Origin of the sequence: Rhodococcus sp. Leaf225, assembly GCF_001426145.1 — a bacterium.
In the GTDB taxonomy this organism is placed as follows: domain Bacteria; phylum Actinomycetota; class Actinomycetes; order Mycobacteriales; family Mycobacteriaceae; genus Rhodococcoides.
The window spans coordinates 929,506-949,513 of record NZ_LMRN01000009.1 but is presented as its reverse complement, the minus strand read 5'-3'; the positions used below and the strand labels follow the sequence as shown (position 1 = coordinate 949,513).

The window sequence follows — 20,008 nt, the reverse complement described above, 5'->3', positions numbered from 1 at the left end:
GTCAGACCCTCCTCGCTGCCGCGGCAGCGAACAATCCGTTGGGACGCAACAACAACACCGCGATGAGGATGACCAGCGCCGCGAAGGACACGAGGTCCTGCCCGATGTAGCCACTGACCGCGCTGAGCCCGACGCCCATCAGCAGTCCGCCCACCACGGCGCCCACCGGGCTGTCGAGACCGCCGAGCACGGCGGCCACGAATCCGAACACCACGACGGAGTCCATGTAGCCGGGGTGCACCAGCGACCCGCCGGCGATGAGCAGACCCGCGACCGACCCGACCACCGCGGCCAACGCCCATCCCAGCGTGAGCATGCGGCCCACGCGCACTCCCAGCAGGCGCGACACCTCCTGGCTGAAAGCACTGGCGCGCATCGTGAGTCCGAGATCGGTGAACCGGAACAGCGCGACCAGCGCGGCGAGCACCACCAGCACCGCGACGACCTTGTAGATGTCGTTGCCCGTCAGCGCCACGTCCACGGACCCGATGCGCCGACCGTCGAGACCGAACGGAGCGGGAAAGGACCGGAACTGGTTGCCGAACACCAGTGCCGCCACCGCGTGGATCACGATGAAGAGACCGAGAGTGAGGATCACCGGATTGATGTGCGACGCGCTGTCGACGTACCGGATGATCAGTCGCTCGATCAGCGCGCCGAGCACGAGGCCGGAGACGAGCGCGGCGGCGAAGCCGACCCAGTAGGAGTAGCCGGCATCGACCACGACGAGCGCCACGTAGGTGGTGATCATCGCCATCGGCGCCTGCGCGAAGTTCACGATGCGCGTCGAGCGCCAGATCAGCACGAGTGCCAGAGCGAATGCGGCATAGACCATCCCGTTGGTCACTCCGTTGATGACGATGGTGAGCAGTTGTTGCACTCTGTCGTCCTTTCGTGAGGGTGGTCAGAAGCCGAGGTAGGCGTGGCGGAGTTCCTCGTCGCCGACGAGGTCGGCCGCCGGACCCTCCCGCGCCACCGTCCCCAGGGACAGCACGACGGCGTGTTCGGCGATGGACAGCGCGCTGCGGGCGTTCTGCTCGACCAGCACGACGGTGAGGCCGTCCGAGTCGACCGAGTCACGCAGCGTCTGGAAGATCTGCGCCACCACGCGGGGAGCGAGCCCGAGCGACGGTTCGTCGAGCAGCAGGATCGTGGGGGTCGCCATGAGGGCGCGCCCGATCACCAGCATCTGTCGCTCACCGCCCGACAGCGTGTGCGCGGTCGACGCCCGACGCTCCGCGAGAGCCGGGAACATGGACAGCACGCGGTCGATCCCCACCGCGGCCGCGGACCTGTTGCGGCCCAACGCCCCCAGACGCAGGTTCTCCTCCACGGTGAGTTCGACGATGACCCCGCGGCCCTCGGGCACGTGCGACAGTCCACGCCGTGACATCGACTCCGGGCTCGCTCCGACGAGGTCGACCTCGCCCATCCGGATGTGGCCGGCCACCGGCGGGTGCAGCGCCGAGATCGTCCGGAGCAGGGTCGTCTTGCCGGCACCGTTGGCCCCGAGCACCGCGGTGACCGCGCCGCGGGGCACCCTCAGCGACACGGAGTCGAGCGCGGTGACGGCGCCGTACCGCACCGTCAGATCGGACACGGTCAGGGCGTCGCGGGTCGCCTCGTCCCGCACGACGTCACGCATCACGGTCCACCTCGTCCCCCAGGTAGGCGGCGAGCACAGCGGGATCCTCGCGCACCGTGTCGGGTGTCCCGCGCGCGATGACCTTCCCGAAGTCCAGGACCACCAACCGATCACAGACACTCATGACCAGATCCATGTGGTGCTCGACCAGGAGGATCGACATCCTCGAGGTGAGTCCGCGGACCAGCTCACCCAGCTCGTCCATCTCCGCGTTCGACAGACCCGACGCCGGCTCGTCGAGAAGCAGCAACGTCGGCTCCCCCACCAGCGCCCGCGCGAGCGCGACGCGTTTGCGCACCGCGTACGGCAGGCTGGGCGGGTACAGGTCGGCGTACTCGTCGATGCGGAGTTCGGACAACGTGGCCAGAGCCCGGTCGCGGATCGCGGCGGTGTCGGCCCCGCTCCGAGCGAGTCCGAGCAGCCCGGCGACGATCGAGGTCCGGGCGAGATGGTCCGCACCGACCATGACGTTCTCCACCACGGTCATCCGGTCGAACAGCCCGAGGCCCTGCAGTGTGCGGCTCATACCGAGTGCCGCCAGCGCGGTCGGCTTCAGCCGGCGTACCACCCGGCCGTTCCGGGTCACGGTGCCCGACTGCGGCGCGACGAGGCCGCACGCGACGTTGAACAGTGTCGTCTTGCCCGCCCCGTTGGGTCCGATGACTCCGACGACCTCGCCTCGTCGGACATCGAGTCCGACGTCCGACAGGGCGACGATGCCGCCGAACGACACAGTGACGGACGACAGCTCGAACACGGACTCGGTCATGGTCTCGATCGTTGACACAGTGGCCCACCTCACATCTCGGTGGCACTCACTATGGTCACTCCGCACAGTCGGCGATATGGTCTCCGCGCACGAAAAGGGTCATGCCGTGGGCACCAATTTCGGTCAAACCGCTCGAACCGTCGGGCGCTGTGCGCAAAAATGCGCGCATGGCGTCGCCGTCGATCGGCCGTGGATCGGGGCTGCATCCTGTCCGCGGACGGCTGTCGGCGGAGGAACGAGCCGCGATCCAACGCGCGTGGGCGACGCTGATCCCGGAGGCTGACGCCATCGCCGACTCCATCACGTTGGCCCTGTTCGAGCAGGACCCCGACTATCTCCAGGCCGGCTCCGACATCACGGCCGTGGTCCGTCGCAGCACGCGGGAACACATCCGTCTGGGGCTGCGCAAGCTCAGCGGCACGCAGCACGGGAGCGAGGACAACACCGAGGTGTGGCGGCGCACGGGTCGCGAACGCGCGCGCCAGGGCATCCCCATGGAACTCGTGCTCAAGGCGTACACCCTCGGTAGTCGAACGTTGTGGGAGGAACTCGTCAACGCTCGCGGCGCGAATCCCGGGCTGCTCGAGCCGCGACTGCTTCTCGTCGCCGGCCAACGGTTGTGGCACGCACTCGATGCGCAGAACACGATTCTCGTCGACTCGTACCGGCGTGAGACCGCACGGATGCAGCAGCGCGACGTCACGAAGATCCTCGCCGTTCTCGACGGCTTGCGCGACGGGCGCGGAGCCGATCCCGCGTTCGTCGTCGATGCGCGGAACACACTGGGGCTCACCGCACAGCATCGGATCGCGTGCGTGGTGGGCCCGCTGTCCGAGCGAGGTGACCCACCCCTGACCTCACCGGAGGACGCCGTCGACGGCGTGACATCACTGTCGCACTGGCACATTCGCGACGGGGTTCAGTTCGGCGTCGTGTGCCCGGCCAAGGCGGACCTCAGCTCGGTGGCGGAGGCTCTCGCCGCACGCGCGGTCGGACCGGTGGGCATCGCCGCGTCGACGGACGGACTCGTGACCTTCGCCGCCGCGTACCGAGCTGCCGCGCGCACGGCGGCCACCATCGGCGCCGGCGACACTCCCGCCGCGGTGGCCACGGACCGACTGCCCCACATCGTCATGTCTGTCGACGACGAGATCTCGGATCTGGTCGTGTCCCACGCACTCGGGTCGCTGAACGGACACCCGCCCGCGCAGCGGGAGGTACTGCTCCGAACTCTGGCGCACGTCCTCGCCACCGACGGTTCACCCACCAACGCCGCCAAACTGCTGTACTGCCACCGGAACACGGTGATCTATCGGCTTCATCAGGTCGAGGAACTGACCGGCCGATCCATCACCGCGCCGGACGACCGGCTCCTCCTCACCCTTGCCCTGGTCCGCTCCGGGCACTGGGCGGACGCGGTGGCCGGCGTCGGCGCCGCCGCGACTGTCACACCAGAGAGCTCGACCGCAACGTCAGCACGGTGATCTCGCTCGGTGCGAAGACACGGAACGGTGGACCCCAGAACCCCGTGCCCCGGCTCGTGTAGAGCTGCGTGCGGGCGCCGTGTCGGCTGAGACCGTGGACGACCGGTTGATCGAGTCGGACGAGCAGCCCGAACGGCCAGATCTGTCCACCGTGCGTGTGCCCGGAGACCTGCAGATCCACTCCCGCCGCCACGGCCGCGTCGATCTGCTTCGGCTGATGCGCCAGCAGGAAGATCGGCAGCGACGGTTCCGCGTCCGTCAGCGCGGCGGTCAGATCCGCGCCGTGACCCACCTCGCCCGACCCGCGCGCGGTCCTGTCGTCCACCCCGGCGACGACCAGCCTGTCGCCACCGCGCATGACGGTGATGTGCCTGTTGTGCAACGAGTCCCAGCCCAGCGACGTCATGTGGTCGAGCCACTCCTGGGCCTCGCCGAAGTACTCGTGATTGCCCGTCACGTAGACGCGCGCCGACTTCGCGTGCACCCGTTCCAGGGGCGCCACCTGCTCACGTCGACGCTCCACCGACCCGTCGGCGAGATCACCCACGTGACAGACGATGTCGGCGTCCTGGCGATTGATCTCCGCCACGACGTCGGAGGACCAGACGGACCGTTCGATCGGACCGTAGTGCGTGTCCGTCACCAGGACGACGCGGAGCCCGTCGAGTCCGGCGCCGAGTCGATCGAGCGTCACCGTCACGTGCTTCGTGCGCGGCAGCCGCATCGCCTCGCGTCGTCCCCAGACCGCCAACGCGACGATGACGGCCAGCACGGCGCCGGCGACGATGCGTGATCGCAGCGGATCGTCGACCCCGGCGATGCCGAGCCCGAGCCGTACGACGAGCCCGATGAGCGACCACACGAACGCGATCCACACCAGTCCGAGCAGGGTGTCCCCGATGCGGGCCCATCGGTCGGAGTGTGCCCGACCGTGCCCCTTCGCCATGCCGATCACGAGCGCGGCGGCAGCACCGACCGCGACCACCGTCGCGATGATCCTCGCGGCGATCGGCCAGTCAGCGCCGGTGAACGCAAGAGTCCACAGCGGCGCCCCGAACAGGATCGCGAGAACGACTGTCACGACGGCGAGCCGGCCCACGGGCGGCCTGCCGGACGGAGTGCTCTCGCGAACCTCGCCCGGCACTGAGTGGTCCGACATGGTGCACGTTCCTTCGGTGTCGGGAGCGTCGGCGATCTCTCGAGGAGCATCGCCGCGCGTGGGAGAGACGCGTCAACCGTACGCGGAACCGTGCGGCCGGTCCGCGCGTCGAATGTCACGGGGATCGTGGCACCGCGGTCGGGGAGGACACGAACATGGGGTTCGACATCACGGGGGTGATCGGTGCCGCGGGCGAGACGATCTCGGACGCGGCGTCGGAGATGGTCGACTTCGCGACGGGACACGACAGCGACGCGGCGGAGTCCGCGGCACGACTGACGGCGGAGTTCCACGCCGACGACGCCGTCCGGGTCGCCCGCGAGGCCGTCGACAGGTCCAGGGTGGGCGACACGGCGAGCGGCGCGAGCGTCGTGGTCCCGGAGGCGTTCGACGGCATGTCGCACCCCGAGATGTTCGCGTACACCACCGAACTCACGCCGGAGCTCCTCGATTCCGGTGCCGCAATGTGGCGCGAGGCCCACACCCGGGCGACCGCACTGGTGTGGACCCTGTGGAACGACCTCGGCGCCGTGCTCGGGACCGACTGGCAGGGCGCCGCGGCCGACTCCGCGCTCGCCGCGATCACGACGTACCGCACCGAGTCGCTGCGCACCCTCGACCTCATGGACATCGTCGCGGGCAAGCTCGAGCAGTCCCGCGACGGGTTCGCGCTCACCCGCGCCACCATGCCCGCCCCGCAGTCGTTCACGCCCTCGGACTGGGCGCGCACCGCGATGACGGCCGCGTTCCTCGGACCCGTCGGCGCCGCCGGGTCGATCACCGCGATGATGGCCGAGGAGGAGGAGCGGCGCGCCGAGGCCGTGGCGGTCATGAACGGCACCTACGTCCCCACCGCCGTCCGAGCCGATCACGGCGTGCCGGTGCTCACGCCGCCGGGAGATCCGGCGAGCGGGTCCGCGTCGGGTTCCTCGTCCTCGGCGGCCGGTGGCATGCGCGGAGGTGTCGACGCCGCATCGCTCGGTTCGACGGCACTCTCGTCGCTCGCGACGAGTCCCGCACCGACCACGGCGGCATCGGTCGGTGACTCGACGCCCGTCGCAGGGCCACAGCCTGCGGCCGCCGCCCAGAACTCCGCGGGAGCAGGCACGAGCAGCACCCCGAACGGCGCAGCTCCGCCGTCGGGTGTCGCACCCGTGAGCACGGCACCGGTCGGCCCGTCGGGGTCCCGGCCTGCCGTGACCTCACCCGCGGGCTTCGGGCGCGGCTCGGCCCCCGCCGGGTACGGGACGGCAGGGCAGCGGCCGTCGGCGGGATCCGGTGGGTCGGGCGCGCGGACACTCGGTCCGGGATCCTCGTCCGGGCGCGGCCCCTCGGGCGGTACCACCGGCCCCGTCCTGCAGAGCGCGACCTCAGCCGGCGCGGGCGGTTCCGGCGCGGGCACCCGCGCGGCGGCCTACGGACCGGGCGCGATGATGCCGGGGAGCCGCGCCGGCGGAGACCAGGACGGCGACCACACCACGGCGGGCTACCTGGTCACGGCGGACAACGGCGACCGCCTGGTCGGGGAGCTCCCACTCGTCGCTCCCCCGGTGATCGGGTGATCGTTCGAGCGGCTCCCACGGGGGTCGCCTCGTGGCACCTCACGTCACTCGAGTTCGCCGTACTCCTCGACCGGATCGGCCGCGATCGAGTGCCGTTCCCCTTCTCCTGGACCACGCACGCCCGCACAGCCGCGGATCTGCGTGCGGAACGCGAGGCCGCCCGCCGCCGCCTCGGCGACCGATCGCTGCTGGCCGCCGCGTCCCTGCTCGGCGGACCCGGATTCCAGGTCACCGCCTGCGGGGTGGAGTCGGGCGATCGACGCGTGCGCATTCGAGCCGCAACCTCGTACTCCGCGATCCCGCTCCATTCCGACCGGCCTCCGGCCTTCCCGCTCGCCGTCGTGGTGGTCCAGGACCCGGGACCGACCTCCGACACCGGCGGCACGGTCCACGTCCACGCCGTACCACCGGAGCGCATGACCCACACCCTCACGGCGGCGCTGCCCCACCGCCGCGCGGGACGGGTGACGCCGTCGTCCGTGTCCCGCGACGACGTGGTCCGCGCTCCGTCGTCCCACCTGCACGATTCGCGTGGCGACACCGACCGCGATCGCGTGATCCACATCCTCGACGGGCCACGGGAGGGGCTCGGTGAGATCGTCGTGGGACACGGCGGCGACGGCCCGCTCGAGGCGATCGCCGGCAGACGGTGGATCGACGCGCTCGGTGACGGGCGCTACCTGGTGCACGCGACCGACGTGGTGGCGGTGCTGCCCGCCACGGCCCAGACCATCGCGGCGGCGCTCGACGACGAGATCCGACGGGCCGGTGCGGTACCACCGGTGACGGGTACACGCAGCTAGGGTTGGGCCATTGAACGCTGCGGCGCTGACGCGTGCGCGGCCGATCGAGAGGACTGGGCAGATGAGCGATCGCTACCCGCGCGACTCCGACAACCGCGACGTCGGCAACTACGGCTACGACGACCGCACTCGGGCCTACGGTCGGCAGGAGCCCTACGCCGAGCCCGGTGGTCAGCGCTACGCGCCGCAGAAGCCCGCATCGTCCGGACTGAAGTTCGACGTCGGCCCGTTCATCGGCGGAGTCGTCGCCACCGCCATCACCACGTTCATCGCAGGATGGGTGGCCACGGCGATCGTCCAGGCCGTCTACAACCGAACGGGAACCAGCGTGTTCTGGATGTACGGACTGGAGGATCCCTGGATCGCCGGTGTGTACGGCGCCCTCGCCGCGATCCTCGCCGGAGCGTTCATGCTCCTGCTGTTCCAGGCGGTGCCGTCACCGAACACGTTCTTCAGCTGGATCGCCGGACTGGTGGTCGTCGCGATCATCGTGCTGCCGTTCCTCGCTGCGGGAGCGATCACCGCTGCGTTCGGCTCCGCGATCGTCAACGGCCTGATGGGGTTCGTCATCGTGGCCCTGCTGTCCACCACCGCGGCGAAGACGTATCACGGTCGTCCCTGACAGCCCCCGTCGTGCGTGACGCTCAGGGAATCCAGTACCCCTGAGCTTTGACCGACCTGCGCGGAACGCGGTAGTCGGACTTCAGGATCGACGCGATCGAGCGCGTCGTGACCGTGTCGCACGCGACCCATGCGGCGTGGCGGGACGCGTCGAACGCTGCGGCCGAGACGGCCTCCACCATCGAGGCACCGTCGTCACGCCGTCGTACTCGATGTACCTGCGTGGCGCTCGTCGCCGCGAGCGGGAGCGCGTCGTCGCCGTCGTGCACGGTCTCGAGCCACAGGGTGACGGGAAGATCGTCGGGCAGAGCGGCCAGCAACGAGTTCACCGCGGGAAGTGCTGCGCTGTCTCCCGCGATGAGGTACCCGGCGGGAAGCGGGTCCGGTACCGCGTACTTCGAGCCCTGGAAGGTCGCCTCGAGGGTGTCGCCGGGGGCGGCGCGTCGCGCCCAGTGCGCGGCCGGACCGTCGTGCAGCGCGAACTCCAGGTCGAAGCGGTCGTTCTCGGGGTCCGGGTTCACGACCGTGTAGGCACGGTGGTGCAGCGAGGCACTGCCGTCGTCGGTGGGAAACCACAGGCGCAACCACATTGTGGGATGCACGGGCTTACGCGTGAACAGTCCACCCGCGGAGACCGTCAGCCGACGGTAGTGCGGGGTGACGTCCTCCGCCGCGAGAACGGTGAGCAGTACGTCCGAGCCGCCCATCAGCTTGAGGACCGTGCCCTGCCAGCCCTTGGTCTGCTCGCTGGTCGCTGCGTCGGTCATGCAGCTGAGGGTAGCCTAACCCTGACCGACGCGGGGGTGCGCCAACTCCTCGAGGTACTCCGCGATGCCGTCGTCGTCGTTGCTGGCGACCACCCGATCGACGAGAGCCTGCACCTCGGGGATGGCATTGGACGGACAGATCGCGGTGCCGGCCCACGCGAGCATCTCCAGATCGTTGCGTGCGTCGCCGGCGGCCGCGACCTCCCGCCGTGCGATTCCGCGGCGCTCGCACAGCGCCGCCAGAGCGGTCGCCTTGGACACTCCGCGCGCGGCGATCTCCACGTAGGGCGCGCCGGAATGGGTGACCGAGACATCGTCGACACCGCCGGCGAGCAGCGCGCGGTAGAGATCGACGCTCGGCACGGTGGCGTGGCGGGCGACGATCTTCACCATGTCCTCCCGCAACCACGGGAAGGCCGGAGGCCGGTCGCTGTCGGACGGGAAATCACCACCCACGACAGTGTCCATGGTGGACGGGTCGCGGTGATGGTCGGAGAACACGCACAACGCGGCGTAGCCCGTCTCCGCGACGAACGAGGTGGGTCCGACCGCGGCGACCACGGTTCCCGGTACGAGGGCGCGCACCCGGTCGACCGCGGCCTGACCGACGGCGACGTCCATCCCCACCGTCTGGGTGATCACGGGTGTCCCGTCGGCGAGATCGATGAGGACGGCGCCGTTGGCGCACACCGCAATTCCGCGGAAACCGCTCTGCTCGGCGAACTCGTGCACGGAGTGCCGCGCACGGGCGGTGGCCCACACCACGTCGATCCCCGCGTCTCGCGCTGCCGCCATGGCGTCAGCGGTGCGCGCGGAGATGGTCCGGTCGGAGCGCAACAGCGTCCCGTCGAGATCGGTGGCGAAGAGTCGAACGGTCACCGGGTCAGCCTCTCACCCGGTGACCGTTCCGACCGGGAGTCAGCTCAGCGCGTCGGCGATGGGCGTCTCGCCCCGGTCGAACTCGATCATGCGGCCGGCGGTGGACGGGGTGTCGAGCACGGTGGCGATCACGGCGGCCACGTCGTCGCGACTGACCGAGGCACCCGTCGCTCCCTGCTCCTTGGTGGTGATGGAGCCGGTGCCGGCGTCATCGGTGAGGCCGGACGGCGCGACGATGGTCCAGGACAGGTCGCTGTTCTTCAGGTGCTGATCGGCCTCGGCCTTCGCCTCGGCGTACGCGTAGAAGGAGTCGTCTGGGGAGACACCGTGATCCGGTCCGGCACCGAAGTACGACACCAGCACGAACCGCGGGACGCCCGACGCGGACGCCGCGTCGATGCAGCGGATGGCGGCGTCGCGGTCCACGGCGTACGTGCGGTCGGCATCGCCACCCCCGGCGCCGGCAGCGAAGACGACGGCGTCGTGGCCGGTCACGGTTCCGGCGATCTCCTGGGTGGTCTGCGCCTCGACGTCCGCGACGACGGCGGTGGCGCCGGTCTTCTCGATGTCGGCGGTCTGATCGGGATTGCGGATCAGCGAGGTGGCCTGGTGCCCACTCTCGGTCAGAATCTTCGCGAGCTTCAGGGCGATCTTGCCGTGGCCGCCGACGACTGCGATGCGTGACATGAGTTCCGGGTGTCCCTTCTTCGAGCACGGGCGGCCGTACGACCGTCCACGGAGGGGGGTTCCCTGCTGTCGGCGCCCGACAAACATCGGACGCCGATCAGGGATACGGTCTGCCCGCCGCGGCGGGACCACGCACCTTCCCGACGAGCCCGGCGACCGCCAGGATGGTGACCACGTAGGGCAGCATCAACATGAACTCGCTGGGTACCGGCGAGCCGATGATGCCGAGCACGTTCTGCAGGTTGGACGCGAATCCGAACAGCAGGGCCGCCAATGTCGCACGGACGGGATCCCAGCGTCCGAAGATCACGGCGGCGAGGGCGATGTAGCCGGCACCGGCGGTCATCTCCTTGCCGAACGCACCGACCGACCCCAGGGTGAAGTACGCGCCGCCCATGCCGGCGATGGCGCCCGCGAGGCAGACGTTCCAGAAGCGGGTGCGTGCGACGTCGATACCCACGGAGTCAGCGGCGCGCGGATGCTCACCGACCGCGCGCAACCGCAGGCCCCACCGCGTGCGGAAGAGGCCGACGAACACGGCCGCCACAGCGATGTACATGACGTACTCGATGACCGTCTGCCGGAACAGCACCGGACCGATGATCGGGATCTGCGAGAGCAGCGGAATCTCGATGCGAGGGAAGCGCGGCGGCGTGTTCAGTGTCGCGGCGCTGGGGACCAGCACCTTGGAGTACAGGAAGCTGGTGAGCCCGACGACGAGCACGTTGAGCACCACGCCGACGATGACCTGGTTGACGAAGTACCGGATGGAGAACACCGCGAGGACGCTGCCCACCAAGGCTCCTGCCACGAGGGCCGCGGCGAGACCGACGTACGGCGACCCGGTGAGCGTCGCGACCACCGCGCTGACGAACGCGCCACCGAGGAGCTGGCCCTCGATGGCGATGTTGATGATGCCGACGCGCTCGGAGACGACGCCGCCGAGCGCACCGAAGATCAGCGGCGTGCTGAGGGCGACGGTTCCGAGGAGCAGGCCCGGCACGGGAATGGTCTCGCCCACCGCGGACCACGTGAGGAACAGCAGGACGAACGCGACGGCGAACACCGCGGTGACCGCCACCGGTGTGCGCTGCCCCGCCCGGGTGCGAACCGCACTGACCAGCGTGAGGGCGGCGAGCAGGATCACGAGCGCGATGCACGTGGCGCGCGCGGGCAGCCCCACGTCCGGCAACCTGACGAAGTCGCTGTCACTGGCCAGGGAGAACGTGCTGGTGCCGCTGTCGCCCCGCAGCCCGAAGGCCAGCAGCGCGACGACGGTGACGACACCCAGGACGACGGGAAGCTTCCAGGAGGCGGCGGGACGGGACCCGGCGTCAGGAGGAGCCGTGGCGAGTGTGCTCATCAGCTCACCCCTTTCGCTCGAGGTTCGGGTAGTCGGAACACCGCTCGCACCAGGGGCGGCGCGGCGATGAACAGGACGATGACCGACTGGACGACGAGCACGATGTCGATGGGGATCGACTCCGCGGCCTGCATCGCGAAGCCGCCCGCCTTGAAGGCTCCGAACAGGATGCCGGCGGCGAACACACCCCACGGACGCGAGCGCCCCAGCAGTGCCACCGTGATGGCGTCGAATCCGATGCCGGCGTCGATGTCAGCGGAGAAACCCGTGGTGACGGTACCGAGTACCTGTGCGACACCGGCGAGCCCGACCAGAGCACCCGACAGGACCATCGCGTAGATGTACACGCGCTCGACCTTGATGCCGGCCACGCGGGCCGCGGAGGCGTTCTCCCCCACGACACGGAACCGGAAGCCGACGCTCGACCTCTCGAGCAACCACCACACAGCTGCGGTCACGGCGATGACGAGGACGAAGCCCCAGTGCAGCGAGTACTTCGATCCGAACAGCGACGGCAGGATCGCGTCGTCCATCATCGCGGGCGTCTTGGGGTTGTTGGAGCCGGGTGCCTGCAGCGCGCCGGGAGTGCGCAGCAGGTACGAGATCAGGTAGAACGCGACGTAGTTGAGCATGATCGTCACGATCACCTCGTGCGCGCCGGTCCGCGCCCGCAGCAGTCCGGCGATGCCGCCCCACAGCGCGCCGCCGACGACACCGGCCAGGATCGCGACGATGAGGTGCACGTAGGGCGGCAGGTCGAAGGTGAACCCGACGTAGCCGGCACACGCGGCGGCGATCAGCATCTGGCCGCGGCCGCCGATGTTGAACATGCCGACCCGGAACGCCAGCGCGACACCGAGACCCGCGGCGATCAGCGGGGTGGCGAAGGTGAGGGTCTCGGTGAGCGGACGGATACCGTCCGCGAACCGAGGCCGTCGGAAGTTGTAGACACTGCCCTGGAAGAGCGCCGAGTAGGCGCCCCAGACCGAGTCCCAGATCGCGGAGAGCATGTCCGTGGGCCGCGAGAAGAAGTAGCCCGCCGTCTCACGCACCTGCGGATCGGTGACGGCGATGAGAATCGCGCCGACCACGAACGCCATCAGGACCGACAGCAGGGACAGCAGCACACTGCCACTGGCGATCTTGCGCAGCACCGACTCGGACGTGGACGGCGGCGTCGCGGTGTCCGTCGCGGTCACGCGGCTCCCTCGGTGTTCGCGTCGGTGGAGTGGCCTCCGGCCATGAGCAGTCCCAACTCTTCTCGTGAGGCGTCGCCGGACACGATGCCGACGATGGCGCCTCGGTACATCACCGCGATGCGGTCGGCCAGCGCCGACACCTCGTCCAGCTCGGACGAGATCACGATGACGGGGGTGCCCGCGTCCCGCGTCGCGACGATGCGCTTGTGCACGAATTCGATGGATCCCACGTCGATTCCGCGCGTGGGTTGCGACGCGATGAGCAGGCGCAGATCGCGCCCGAGTTCCCGTGCGAGCACGACCTTCTGCTGGTTACCGCCCGAGAGTCTGCCGACGGCCGTGTCGATGCTCGGCGTGCGGATGTCGAACTCCGACACCTTCTCCGACGCGAACGACCGGAGGAAGGACCGCACGATGCTGCCACGAGCGGAGAACGGCCCGCCGTGCGACCGGTCGAGCATGAGGTTCTCGGCGATGGTGAACTCGCCGACGAGTCCGTCCTCGGTGCGGTCCTCGGGAACGAAACCCACACCGGCGTCGAGCACGGACTTCACGTCGCGACCGACCAGCGAGGCACCGTCGAGCGTGATCTGACCGGTCATCGCCGGATGCAGACCCAGTAGTGCTTCGGCGAGCTCCGTCTGACCGTTGCCCTGCACGCCCGCGATCGCCAGGATCTCGCCGGCGCGCACCTCGAAGGACACGTCGTTCACCACCGGGCCGGCAGCACCCGGAACCGTCAGGTTCGACACGACCAGCGCGGCATCCCCCAGCTGCGCCGGGTCCTTGGCGACGCGCAACTGCACGTCGCGACCGACCATGAGGGACGCCAGTTCGCCGTCGGTGGCGGTCGGCTCGGCCTGGCCGACGACCTTCCCGAGGCGGACGACGGTGATGCGATCGGCGACCACGCGCACCTCACGCAGCTTGTGCGTGATGAAGACGATGGCCGTTCCCGCCTCGGCGAGCTGACGCATGATCGTCATCAGCTCGTCGGTCTCCTGCGGGGTGAGGACCGCCGTCGGCTCGTCGAAGACCAGGATGTCGGCCTCGCGGGAGAGCGCCTTGATGATCTCGACGCGCTGCTGCACGCCGACCGGGAGATCGCCCACTGTCGCGTCCGGATCCACGTCGAATCCGAAGCGGGCCGACACCTCCCGTACCAGCGCACGAGCCGCGTCGAGATCGAGGCGACCGCCGAACGTCGTCTTCTCGTTGCCCAGGATGATGTTCTCGGCGACGGTGAACACCGGGATCAACATGAAGTGCTGGTGCACCATGCCGATCCCGGCGGTCATCGCCTCGCCGGGGCCGGCGAAGGTGCGCCGCTCCCCGTCGATGAGGATCTCGCCCTCCTCCGCCCGGTACAGGCCGCTGAGGACGTTCATCAGCGTCGACTTCCCGGCACCGTTCTCACCGAGCAGGCAGTGGATCTCCCCCGCCTCGACGGTCAGATCGATGTGGTCGTTGGCGACCAGGGAACCGAAACGCTTGGTGATGCCCCGGAGTTCGAGCTTCGGCAGGTCGTGCACGGGGCTGCTGTCGAGCGTGGACGCGGTGTCGTTCGACGCCATCGTCAGTTGGGCGACGAGGGCGACGTGACCGTGATCGATCCGTCGATGATGCCCGCGCGGATCGTGTCGAGTTCACCCTGCAGAGCCGGATCGACCTGCGACTCGAAATCGTGGAACGGAGCGATGCCGACACCGTCGTTCTCGAGCGTGCCGACGTACGGGGTGTTGTCGAAGGAGCCGTCGCCGACCGCCTTGACCACTTCCTCGGTACTGGTGGCGAGGCCCTTGGTCACCGACGTGAGCACCAGGTCGGACACCGACGGGTCGGAGACGTACACGTCGGCGTCGGCGCCGATCAACGCGATCGGACGGTTCGCGTCACGGATGGCCTGGGCAGCGGACTGGTAGATCGGACCACCGACCGGGAAGATGACGTCGGCGTTCTGGTCGATGAGGCCCTGCGCGGTGTTCTTCGCGACCTCGTTCGCCTCGAATCCACCTGTGAAGGAGCCGTTCTGGGCGTCGACGTCCCAACCGATGACGCGCACGTCGCGGTTCTTCTGCTCGTTGAAGTACTTCACACCGTCGGCGAAGCCGTCCATGAAGATGGTGACGGTGGGGAACTGCGATCCGCCGAAGGTACCGACAGTGTTGGTCTTGCTGTAGCTCGCTGCGGCGTAGCCGGCGAGGAACGCGGACTGCGCCGTGTCGTAGGTCAGCGGCTTGACGTTGTCCAGTTCGATGGACGAGTCGTCGACGATGGCGAAGTTGACGTCGGTGTTCTGCTCCGCGGCTTCCTTGGTGGCGTCCGCGAGCGCGAAACCGACCGTGACCACCAGTCCGCAGCCCTGATCGACGAGGTTGTTCAGGTTGGGCGTGTAGTCCGTCGGGGAGTTCGACTGCACCGTGATCGGCTCGACGTTCAGTTCGCCGGCCGCGGTCTGCAGGCCCTCGTAGCTCAGCTGGTTGAAGGACTTGTCGTCGAAGCCGCCGGAGTCGGAGACCATGCACGGGGTGAAGTCACCCGAGTCGGATCCGCCGCTCGCGCTGTCTTCCGGCGCTGACCCACAGGCGGTGACCAGGGTGAACGCGCTCGCGACTGCGACGGTGGAGAGTGTTGCTCTGGAAAGGGTGTTCGGCACGGGTGTGCTCCGTTTCGCTCGTGGCTGTGATGGAACATTAACCCGAGCGTCGAACGAGCGCCGAGCGTCCGCCCGAAAACCTGTGTGCGACCCACCCCCGGACATGCCACTGGGGCCGGACACCTGTCGGTGTCCGGCCCCAGTGTGAAGTTTCGGTGGGTTACTCCGAAATCAGATCGCGCGAACGCCGCTCGCCTGAGGACCCTTGGCGCCCGAGGTGACCTCGAACTCGACGCGCTGGTTCTCTTCGAGGCTCTTGAAGCCGGTGCCCTGGATCTCGGAGAAGTGGACGAACACGTCAGGTCCATCTTCCTGAGCGATGAAGCCGAAGCCCTTTTCGGCGTTGAACCACTTGACGGTGCCCTGAGTCATGGTGTTGCTCCCTACAGCTGATACTTCGAGTTTCACACCGTGTGAAACCCGGGCCGGCACTGAACGTGACGAACTCCGAGTTTCCTCAGAAAGACGCACACGCTCGCAACTACAAGTTCCCAGCGAGCGTGCATGAACACGAACACACAAAAACTACGACCTGTCAGCTGCGATAAGGCTACAACACACCGGGGACCATGCGCCACCGGTACCGCGTGAGGTGACGCGAAGCACCGAGCGGGTATACCCGTCTCATGACCGACCCGACGACCTCCGTGGCCGACGCGCTCGTCGCGCTGCGTGACCGCGCGCCCCTCGTCCACGCCGTGACCAATTACGTCACAGCGGGTTTCACCGCGAACGTGCTCCTCGCCGCCGGTGCCAGTGCGGCCATGGTGGACAACGAGGACGAGGCGGCGCTGTTCGCCGGGGTGGCCGACGCGGTGCTGATCAACCTCGGCACGCCCCAGCCGCAGCTGCGTGAGGTGTACCTGGCCACCGCGGCGGCCGCCGCGGCTGCGGGCACCCCGTGGGTGCTGGACCCCATCGCTGCCGGTGGACTGCCGTGGCGCGGCGCACTCGCCCGCGACCTTGTCGAGCACCGACCCGCAGCCGTGCGGGGAAACGCGTCCGAGATCATCGGTCTCCACCGCCTGACCGGACTCGACACCGACGAGCGGAACGGGTCCGGACGCGGCGTGGACAGCTCGGACGATCCGGCGGACGCTGTCGACGCCGCACGTGGCCTGCTCGCCTACTCGACAGCGGTGTCCGCGAGTGGGGCGATCGACCACATCGCCCACGAGGGCGGACTCGCGACGGTGCACGGCGGCAGCGTCCTCATGACGAAGGTGACCGGAACCGGGTGTTCGCTCGGAGCTCTCGTCGCCGCGTACTGCGCCGCCGTCGACGACCACGGAGTCGCGACGATCGCGGCCCACACGCACGCGACGGTCGCCGCCGACATCGCGGCCGAGACCGCCACCGCGCCCGGCTCGTTCGCGGTCGCCTACCTGGACGCACTGCACGCCGTCACTCCCGACGACATCCTCCGGCGCGCGCACGTCGAGTGGCTGCCACGGTGACGTCACCGATCACCGACTACCTGGAGGCCGTGCTGCGCGACTGCCGGAACTCGGACGGCGGCGAGGTCCTCACGGGCAACCGCATCCTCTCGGAAGCCGACCCCGACGTGTTCTCGGTCGCCGTCGTCACCGTCGAGGGCACGGTCTACTGCGCCGGCGACGTGGACTCGTCCTTCTCGATCCAGTCCATCTCCAAGGCACTCACCTACGCCCTCGCGCTGGCCGACCGTGGGCTCGACGCCGTGCACCGCAAGATCGACGTCGAGCCGTCGGGCGATGCGTTCAACGAGATCTCGCTCGAACGCGACACCGGCCGACCACGCAACGCGCTCATCAATGCCGGTGCCATCGCGGCACACTCGTTGGTCGAGGGGCGTGACGTCGAGCATCGCGTCGACCGGATCCTCGCGCTGCACTCCGCGTTCGTCGGCCGCGACCTCTCGATCGACGACGACGTGTTCGACGCCGAGATGGAGTCGAGCGACCGGAACCTGGCGCTCGCCCACATGCTCGCCTCGGTGAAGGTCCTCGAGTGCGATGCACACGAGGTCGTCACCGGGTACGCCAGGCAGTGCAGCATCGACGTCACCACACCCGATCTCGCGATGCTCGCCGCGACGATGGCGAACGGCGGTGTCCATCCCGAGAGCGGCGAGCGGGTGGCGACGTCCGCCGTCGTGCGACAGGTGCTCTCGACCATGACCACGTGCGGGATGTACGACGGCACGGGCGACTGGATCGCGAACGTCGGCATTCCCGCGAAGAGCGGTGTGTCCGGCGCGATCATCGGGGTGCTGCCCGGTCAGCTCGGGATCGCCGTCCACTCCCCACGACTCGACGACCGGGGCAACAGCGTGCGCGGGGTCGAGGTGTTCGAGCGACTGTCGCGGGACATGGATCTGCACATGATGGACATCGCCCCGTCCGGTCACTCCGCGGTGCGCCGGGCCCGTGAGGAGGACGGCCGCACGGTGTACGAGCTGCAGGGCGACATCCGGTTCGCCGGCGCGGAGAACATCATGAGCCGCGTCCTGGCAGACCTTCCGGACGAGCCGACACGCATCGGCTTCGAGCTCGAGCCCGCCCGAGCGGTCAACGGAGCTGCGGTGCGGCTGCTCGGTGAGCTGATCGAGCGACTGCGCGGCGACGGCCACGACGTCGAGGTGGACGACCCCAACGGACTCATGTAGCGGGAAGGCCGGAGGCCGGCCGGAATAAGACGAGCCGGAGTTCTCTCCGTGAGCGGAAGGTGCGGGGGTCGCCGGTGAGCGGATCGGTGAAGCTCAACCGGCGCGCGAGCAACTGCAGGGGTGTCGAGAAGTCGTCGGGCGCCACGGACGTGAACGTCGGGTAGTACGGGTCGCCGTGGATCGGGATGCCGAGCGAGGAGAGATGCAGGCGCAGCTGATGCGTCTTGCCCGTGCGAGGGAAGAGCCGGTAGCGCGCCGCGTCGCCCACCCTCTCGATGATCTCCACCCGTGTCTCGCTGTTCGGCTCACCCGGTTCCTCGTGCGCGGTCATGACGCCGTGTTCCTTGACGATCCGGCTCTCGACACTGCGCGGGAAGGTGAGGCCGGGGTCGAATCCGGCGACGGCCTCGTACTCCTTGTCCACGCTCCCGTCGACGAAGAGGTCCTGGTACGCCCGACGGAATCGGGCTGCTCTGGTGAACATCAGGACTCCCGCGGTGGCGCGGTCGAGCCGATGGGCCGGCGTGATGTCCGGCTCGTCGAAGAGCCGCCGCAGCCGCACCGTCGCGGTCTCGGTGATGTGACGCCCGCGCGGGATGGTCGCGAGGAAGTGGGGCTTGTCGACGACGACGATCGCGTCGTCGACGTGCAGGATCTCCATCTCGAAGGGAACCGGCACCTCGGGCTCCGGGATCCGGTGGAAGTGCACGACGGCACCGGCGCGATAGGCCGTGTCCTCGCTGTACGGGCGGCCGCGCTCGTCGACCACCTCCCCCGCCGCCATCGTCGCCCGCCACGCGTCGCCGGGCAGCACGCTCTCCAGATATTCGAGCGTGGTCGCCGGATGCTCGCCGTGGGGCAACCGATGCCGCAGCGGTGCGAGCCCGTCCCGGAACGGCAACGGCACGGTCACGTGGGGACGCACTCGGTGCAGACCAGAGCCAACCCACGACCGTGGCCGTCGTCCGTGTCGAGGTATCGCGAGGTGGGAACACCGCAGCGTGAACAGGTTCCGATGACGGCCGGGTGGTCGGAGAACGAGACGGTGCCGCGCTGATCGAACACGTACAGCGACCCGGACCAGAGCCCGTCGTCCCCGTACCGCTCGCCGTACCGCACGATGCCGCCGTCCAGCTGGTAGACCTCCTCGAAGCCGCGCGAGCGCATCAAGGAGGACAACACCTCACATCGCACGCCCCCGGTGCAGTAGGTGACGACGGGCTTCGACTTCAGGTGGTCGAACACACCGGAATCCAACTGCGCCACGAACTCTCGCGTGTTCTCGACGTCCGGAACCACAGCGCCGTCGAAACGTCCGATCGCGGCCTCGAAGGCGTTGCGGCCGTCGAGGAAGACGACGTCGTCCCCCCGCTCGGCCACCAGGTCGTGCACCTCCTCGGGTGCGAGGTGGCGGCCACCCCCCACGACGCCGTCCGCGGTCACGTGGAGTTCGTCCGGTACTCCGAATGTCACGATCTCGGGGCGCACCCGGACACTGAGTTTGGGGAAGTCGCCGCCGCGGCCGTCCGACCACTTCACGTCCGCGGCCGCGAACGGCGCGTACTCACGAGTGCCGCGGACGTACTTCTTGACTGCGCGGACGTCGCCGCCCACCGTCGCGTTGATGCCGTGCGGGGAGACGATGATCCGGCCGGTGAGCCCGTGTGCGGACGCCAGGGTGTGCTGCCACAGCCGGACCGCCTCGGGGTCCGGAAGCGGCGTGAACACGTAGAACAGCACGATCTTGGGCGTCGACACGGAGGAACA

20 protein-coding genes are annotated in these 20,008 nt (G+C 69.1%); 6 read left to right on the top strand and 14 right to left on the bottom strand.

Annotation, left to right across the window (positions count from 1 at the left end):
- Position 1 precedes the first annotated feature (1 nt).
- The 3 genes from ASG69_RS08725 to ASG69_RS08715 are packed head-to-tail and all read right to left on the bottom strand — an operon-like array spanning position 2 to position 2,414.
- A complete protein-coding gene (locus tag ASG69_RS08725) occupies positions 2-880 on the bottom strand; it encodes a branched-chain amino acid ABC transporter permease (RefSeq protein WP_027504741.1) in 879 nt (292 codons plus the stop codon).
- A 24-nt stretch (positions 881-904) separates the two neighbouring features.
- Positions 905-1,645, bottom strand: coding sequence for an ABC transporter ATP-binding protein (locus ASG69_RS08720; RefSeq protein ID WP_037184775.1), 741 nt, complete (start codon positions 1,643-1,645; stop codon positions 905-907).
- Positions 1,638-2,414 (bottom strand): ABC transporter ATP-binding protein, encoded by a 777-nt coding sequence (locus tag ASG69_RS08715; protein WP_056442024.1) that lies wholly within the window; start codon positions 2,412-2,414, stop codon positions 1,638-1,640. Before ASG69_RS08715 ends, ASG69_RS08720 begins: the two co-directional genes overlap by 8 nt.
- A 167-nt stretch (positions 2,415-2,581) precedes the next feature.
- Here ASG69_RS08715 and ASG69_RS08710 point away from each other — a divergent pair, with 167 nt between their 5' ends.
- The gene (locus ASG69_RS08710; protein WP_082544327.1) at positions 2,582-3,898 is read left to right on the top strand and encodes a helix-turn-helix domain-containing protein; all 1,317 of its coding nucleotides are present in this window, start codon (positions 2,582-2,584) and stop codon (positions 3,896-3,898) included.
- Here the strand turns inward: ASG69_RS08710 and ASG69_RS08705 are convergent.
- Positions 3,861-5,057 carry a metallophosphoesterase gene (locus ASG69_RS08705; RefSeq protein WP_056442021.1) on the bottom strand — a complete coding sequence of 399 codons (1,197 nt, stop codon included), beginning with the start codon at positions 5,055-5,057 and terminating at the stop codon, positions 3,861-3,863. The two genes, ASG69_RS08710 and ASG69_RS08705, sit on opposite strands and share 38 nt — an antisense overlap.
- Positions 5,058-5,212: 155 nt before the next feature.
- Between ASG69_RS08705 and ASG69_RS22745 the strand changes: the two genes are divergently transcribed.
- From ASG69_RS22745 to ASG69_RS08690, 3 genes are all read left to right on the top strand, one after another.
- Positions 5,213-6,619 (top strand): hypothetical protein, encoded by a 1,407-nt coding sequence (locus ASG69_RS22745; RefSeq protein WP_056442018.1) that lies wholly within the window; start codon positions 5,213-5,215, stop codon positions 6,617-6,619.
- On the top strand, positions 6,616-7,422 hold the full coding sequence (locus ASG69_RS08695) for an ESX secretion-associated protein EspG (protein WP_056442014.1): 807 nt from the start codon (positions 6,616-6,618) through the stop codon (positions 7,420-7,422). Before ASG69_RS22745 ends, ASG69_RS08695 begins: the two co-directional genes overlap by 4 nt.
- A 61-nt stretch (positions 7,423-7,483) precedes the next feature.
- Positions 7,484-8,044, top strand: coding sequence for a hypothetical protein (locus ASG69_RS08690; RefSeq protein WP_051613116.1), 561 nt, complete (start codon positions 7,484-7,486; stop codon positions 8,042-8,044).
- Positions 8,045-8,066: 22 nt separating this feature from the next.
- Here ASG69_RS08690 and ASG69_RS08685 read toward each other — a convergent pair whose 3' ends face one another.
- From ASG69_RS08685 to ASG69_RS08650, 8 genes are all read right to left on the bottom strand, one after another.
- Complete coding sequence (locus ASG69_RS08685) at positions 8,067-8,810, bottom strand: siderophore-interacting protein (protein ID WP_056442011.1); 744 nt, start codon at positions 8,808-8,810, stop codon at positions 8,067-8,069.
- A 15-nt stretch (positions 8,811-8,825) separates the two neighbouring features.
- Positions 8,826-9,689, bottom strand: coding sequence for an HAD hydrolase family protein (locus tag ASG69_RS08680; protein ID WP_056442009.1), 864 nt, complete (start codon positions 9,687-9,689; stop codon positions 8,826-8,828).
- 39 nt (positions 9,690-9,728) lie between these two features.
- Entirely contained in the window at positions 9,729-10,376 is a 648-nt protein-coding gene (locus tag ASG69_RS08675; protein WP_056442008.1) for an SDR family oxidoreductase, read from the bottom strand.
- Positions 10,377-10,473: 97 nt separating this feature from the next.
- The gene (locus ASG69_RS08670) at positions 10,474-11,739 is read right to left on the bottom strand and encodes an ABC transporter permease (protein ID WP_027504732.1); all 1,266 of its coding nucleotides are present in this window, start codon (positions 11,737-11,739) and stop codon (positions 10,474-10,476) included.
- Positions 11,739-12,938 carry an ABC transporter permease gene (locus ASG69_RS08665; protein ID WP_231476227.1) on the bottom strand — a complete coding sequence of 400 codons (1,200 nt, stop codon included), beginning with the start codon at positions 12,936-12,938 and terminating at the stop codon, positions 11,739-11,741. Before ASG69_RS08665 ends, ASG69_RS08670 begins: the two co-directional genes overlap by 1 nt.
- Positions 12,935-14,512 (bottom strand): ABC transporter ATP-binding protein, encoded by a 1,578-nt coding sequence (locus ASG69_RS08660; RefSeq protein WP_056442006.1) that lies wholly within the window; start codon positions 14,510-14,512, stop codon positions 12,935-12,937. The genes ASG69_RS08665 and ASG69_RS08660 overlap by 4 nt, the downstream gene beginning before the upstream one ends.
- Positions 14,513-14,514: 2 nt before the next feature.
- Positions 14,515-15,594: a BMP family lipoprotein gene (locus tag ASG69_RS08655; protein WP_037184768.1), complete on the bottom strand. Its 1,080-nt coding sequence runs from the start codon at positions 15,592-15,594 to the stop codon at positions 14,515-14,517.
- A gap of 171 nt (positions 15,595-15,765) precedes the next feature.
- Positions 15,766-15,966: a cold-shock protein gene (locus tag ASG69_RS08650; RefSeq protein WP_027504730.1), complete on the bottom strand. Its 201-nt coding sequence runs from the start codon at positions 15,964-15,966 to the stop codon at positions 15,766-15,768.
- A gap of 254 nt (positions 15,967-16,220) precedes the next feature.
- On the opposite strand from ASG69_RS08650, the gene thiM reads away from it, so the two are divergent.
- Together thiM and glsA are read left to right on the top strand one after the other, a co-directional pair.
- A complete protein-coding gene (gene thiM, locus ASG69_RS08645; RefSeq protein ID WP_056442004.1) occupies positions 16,221-17,051 on the top strand; it encodes a hydroxyethylthiazole kinase in 831 nt (276 codons plus the stop codon).
- Entirely contained in the window at positions 17,048-18,241 is a 1,194-nt protein-coding gene (gene glsA / locus ASG69_RS08640; RefSeq protein ID WP_056442424.1) for a glutaminase A, read from the top strand. The genes thiM and glsA overlap by 4 nt, the downstream gene beginning before the upstream one ends.
- Here glsA and ASG69_RS08635 read toward each other — a convergent pair.
- Both ASG69_RS08635 and trhO read right to left on the bottom strand, forming a co-directional pair.
- On the bottom strand, positions 18,234-19,154 hold the full coding sequence (locus ASG69_RS08635; RefSeq protein WP_056442002.1) for a pseudouridine synthase: 921 nt from the start codon (positions 19,152-19,154) through the stop codon (positions 18,234-18,236). The two genes, glsA and ASG69_RS08635, sit on opposite strands and share 8 nt — an antisense overlap.
- A complete protein-coding gene (trhO, locus tag ASG69_RS08630) occupies positions 19,151-19,999 on the bottom strand; it encodes an oxygen-dependent tRNA uridine(34) hydroxylase TrhO (RefSeq protein WP_056441999.1) in 849 nt (282 codons plus the stop codon). Before trhO ends, ASG69_RS08635 begins: the two co-directional genes overlap by 4 nt.
- Positions 20,000-20,008: the final 9 nt, after the last annotated feature.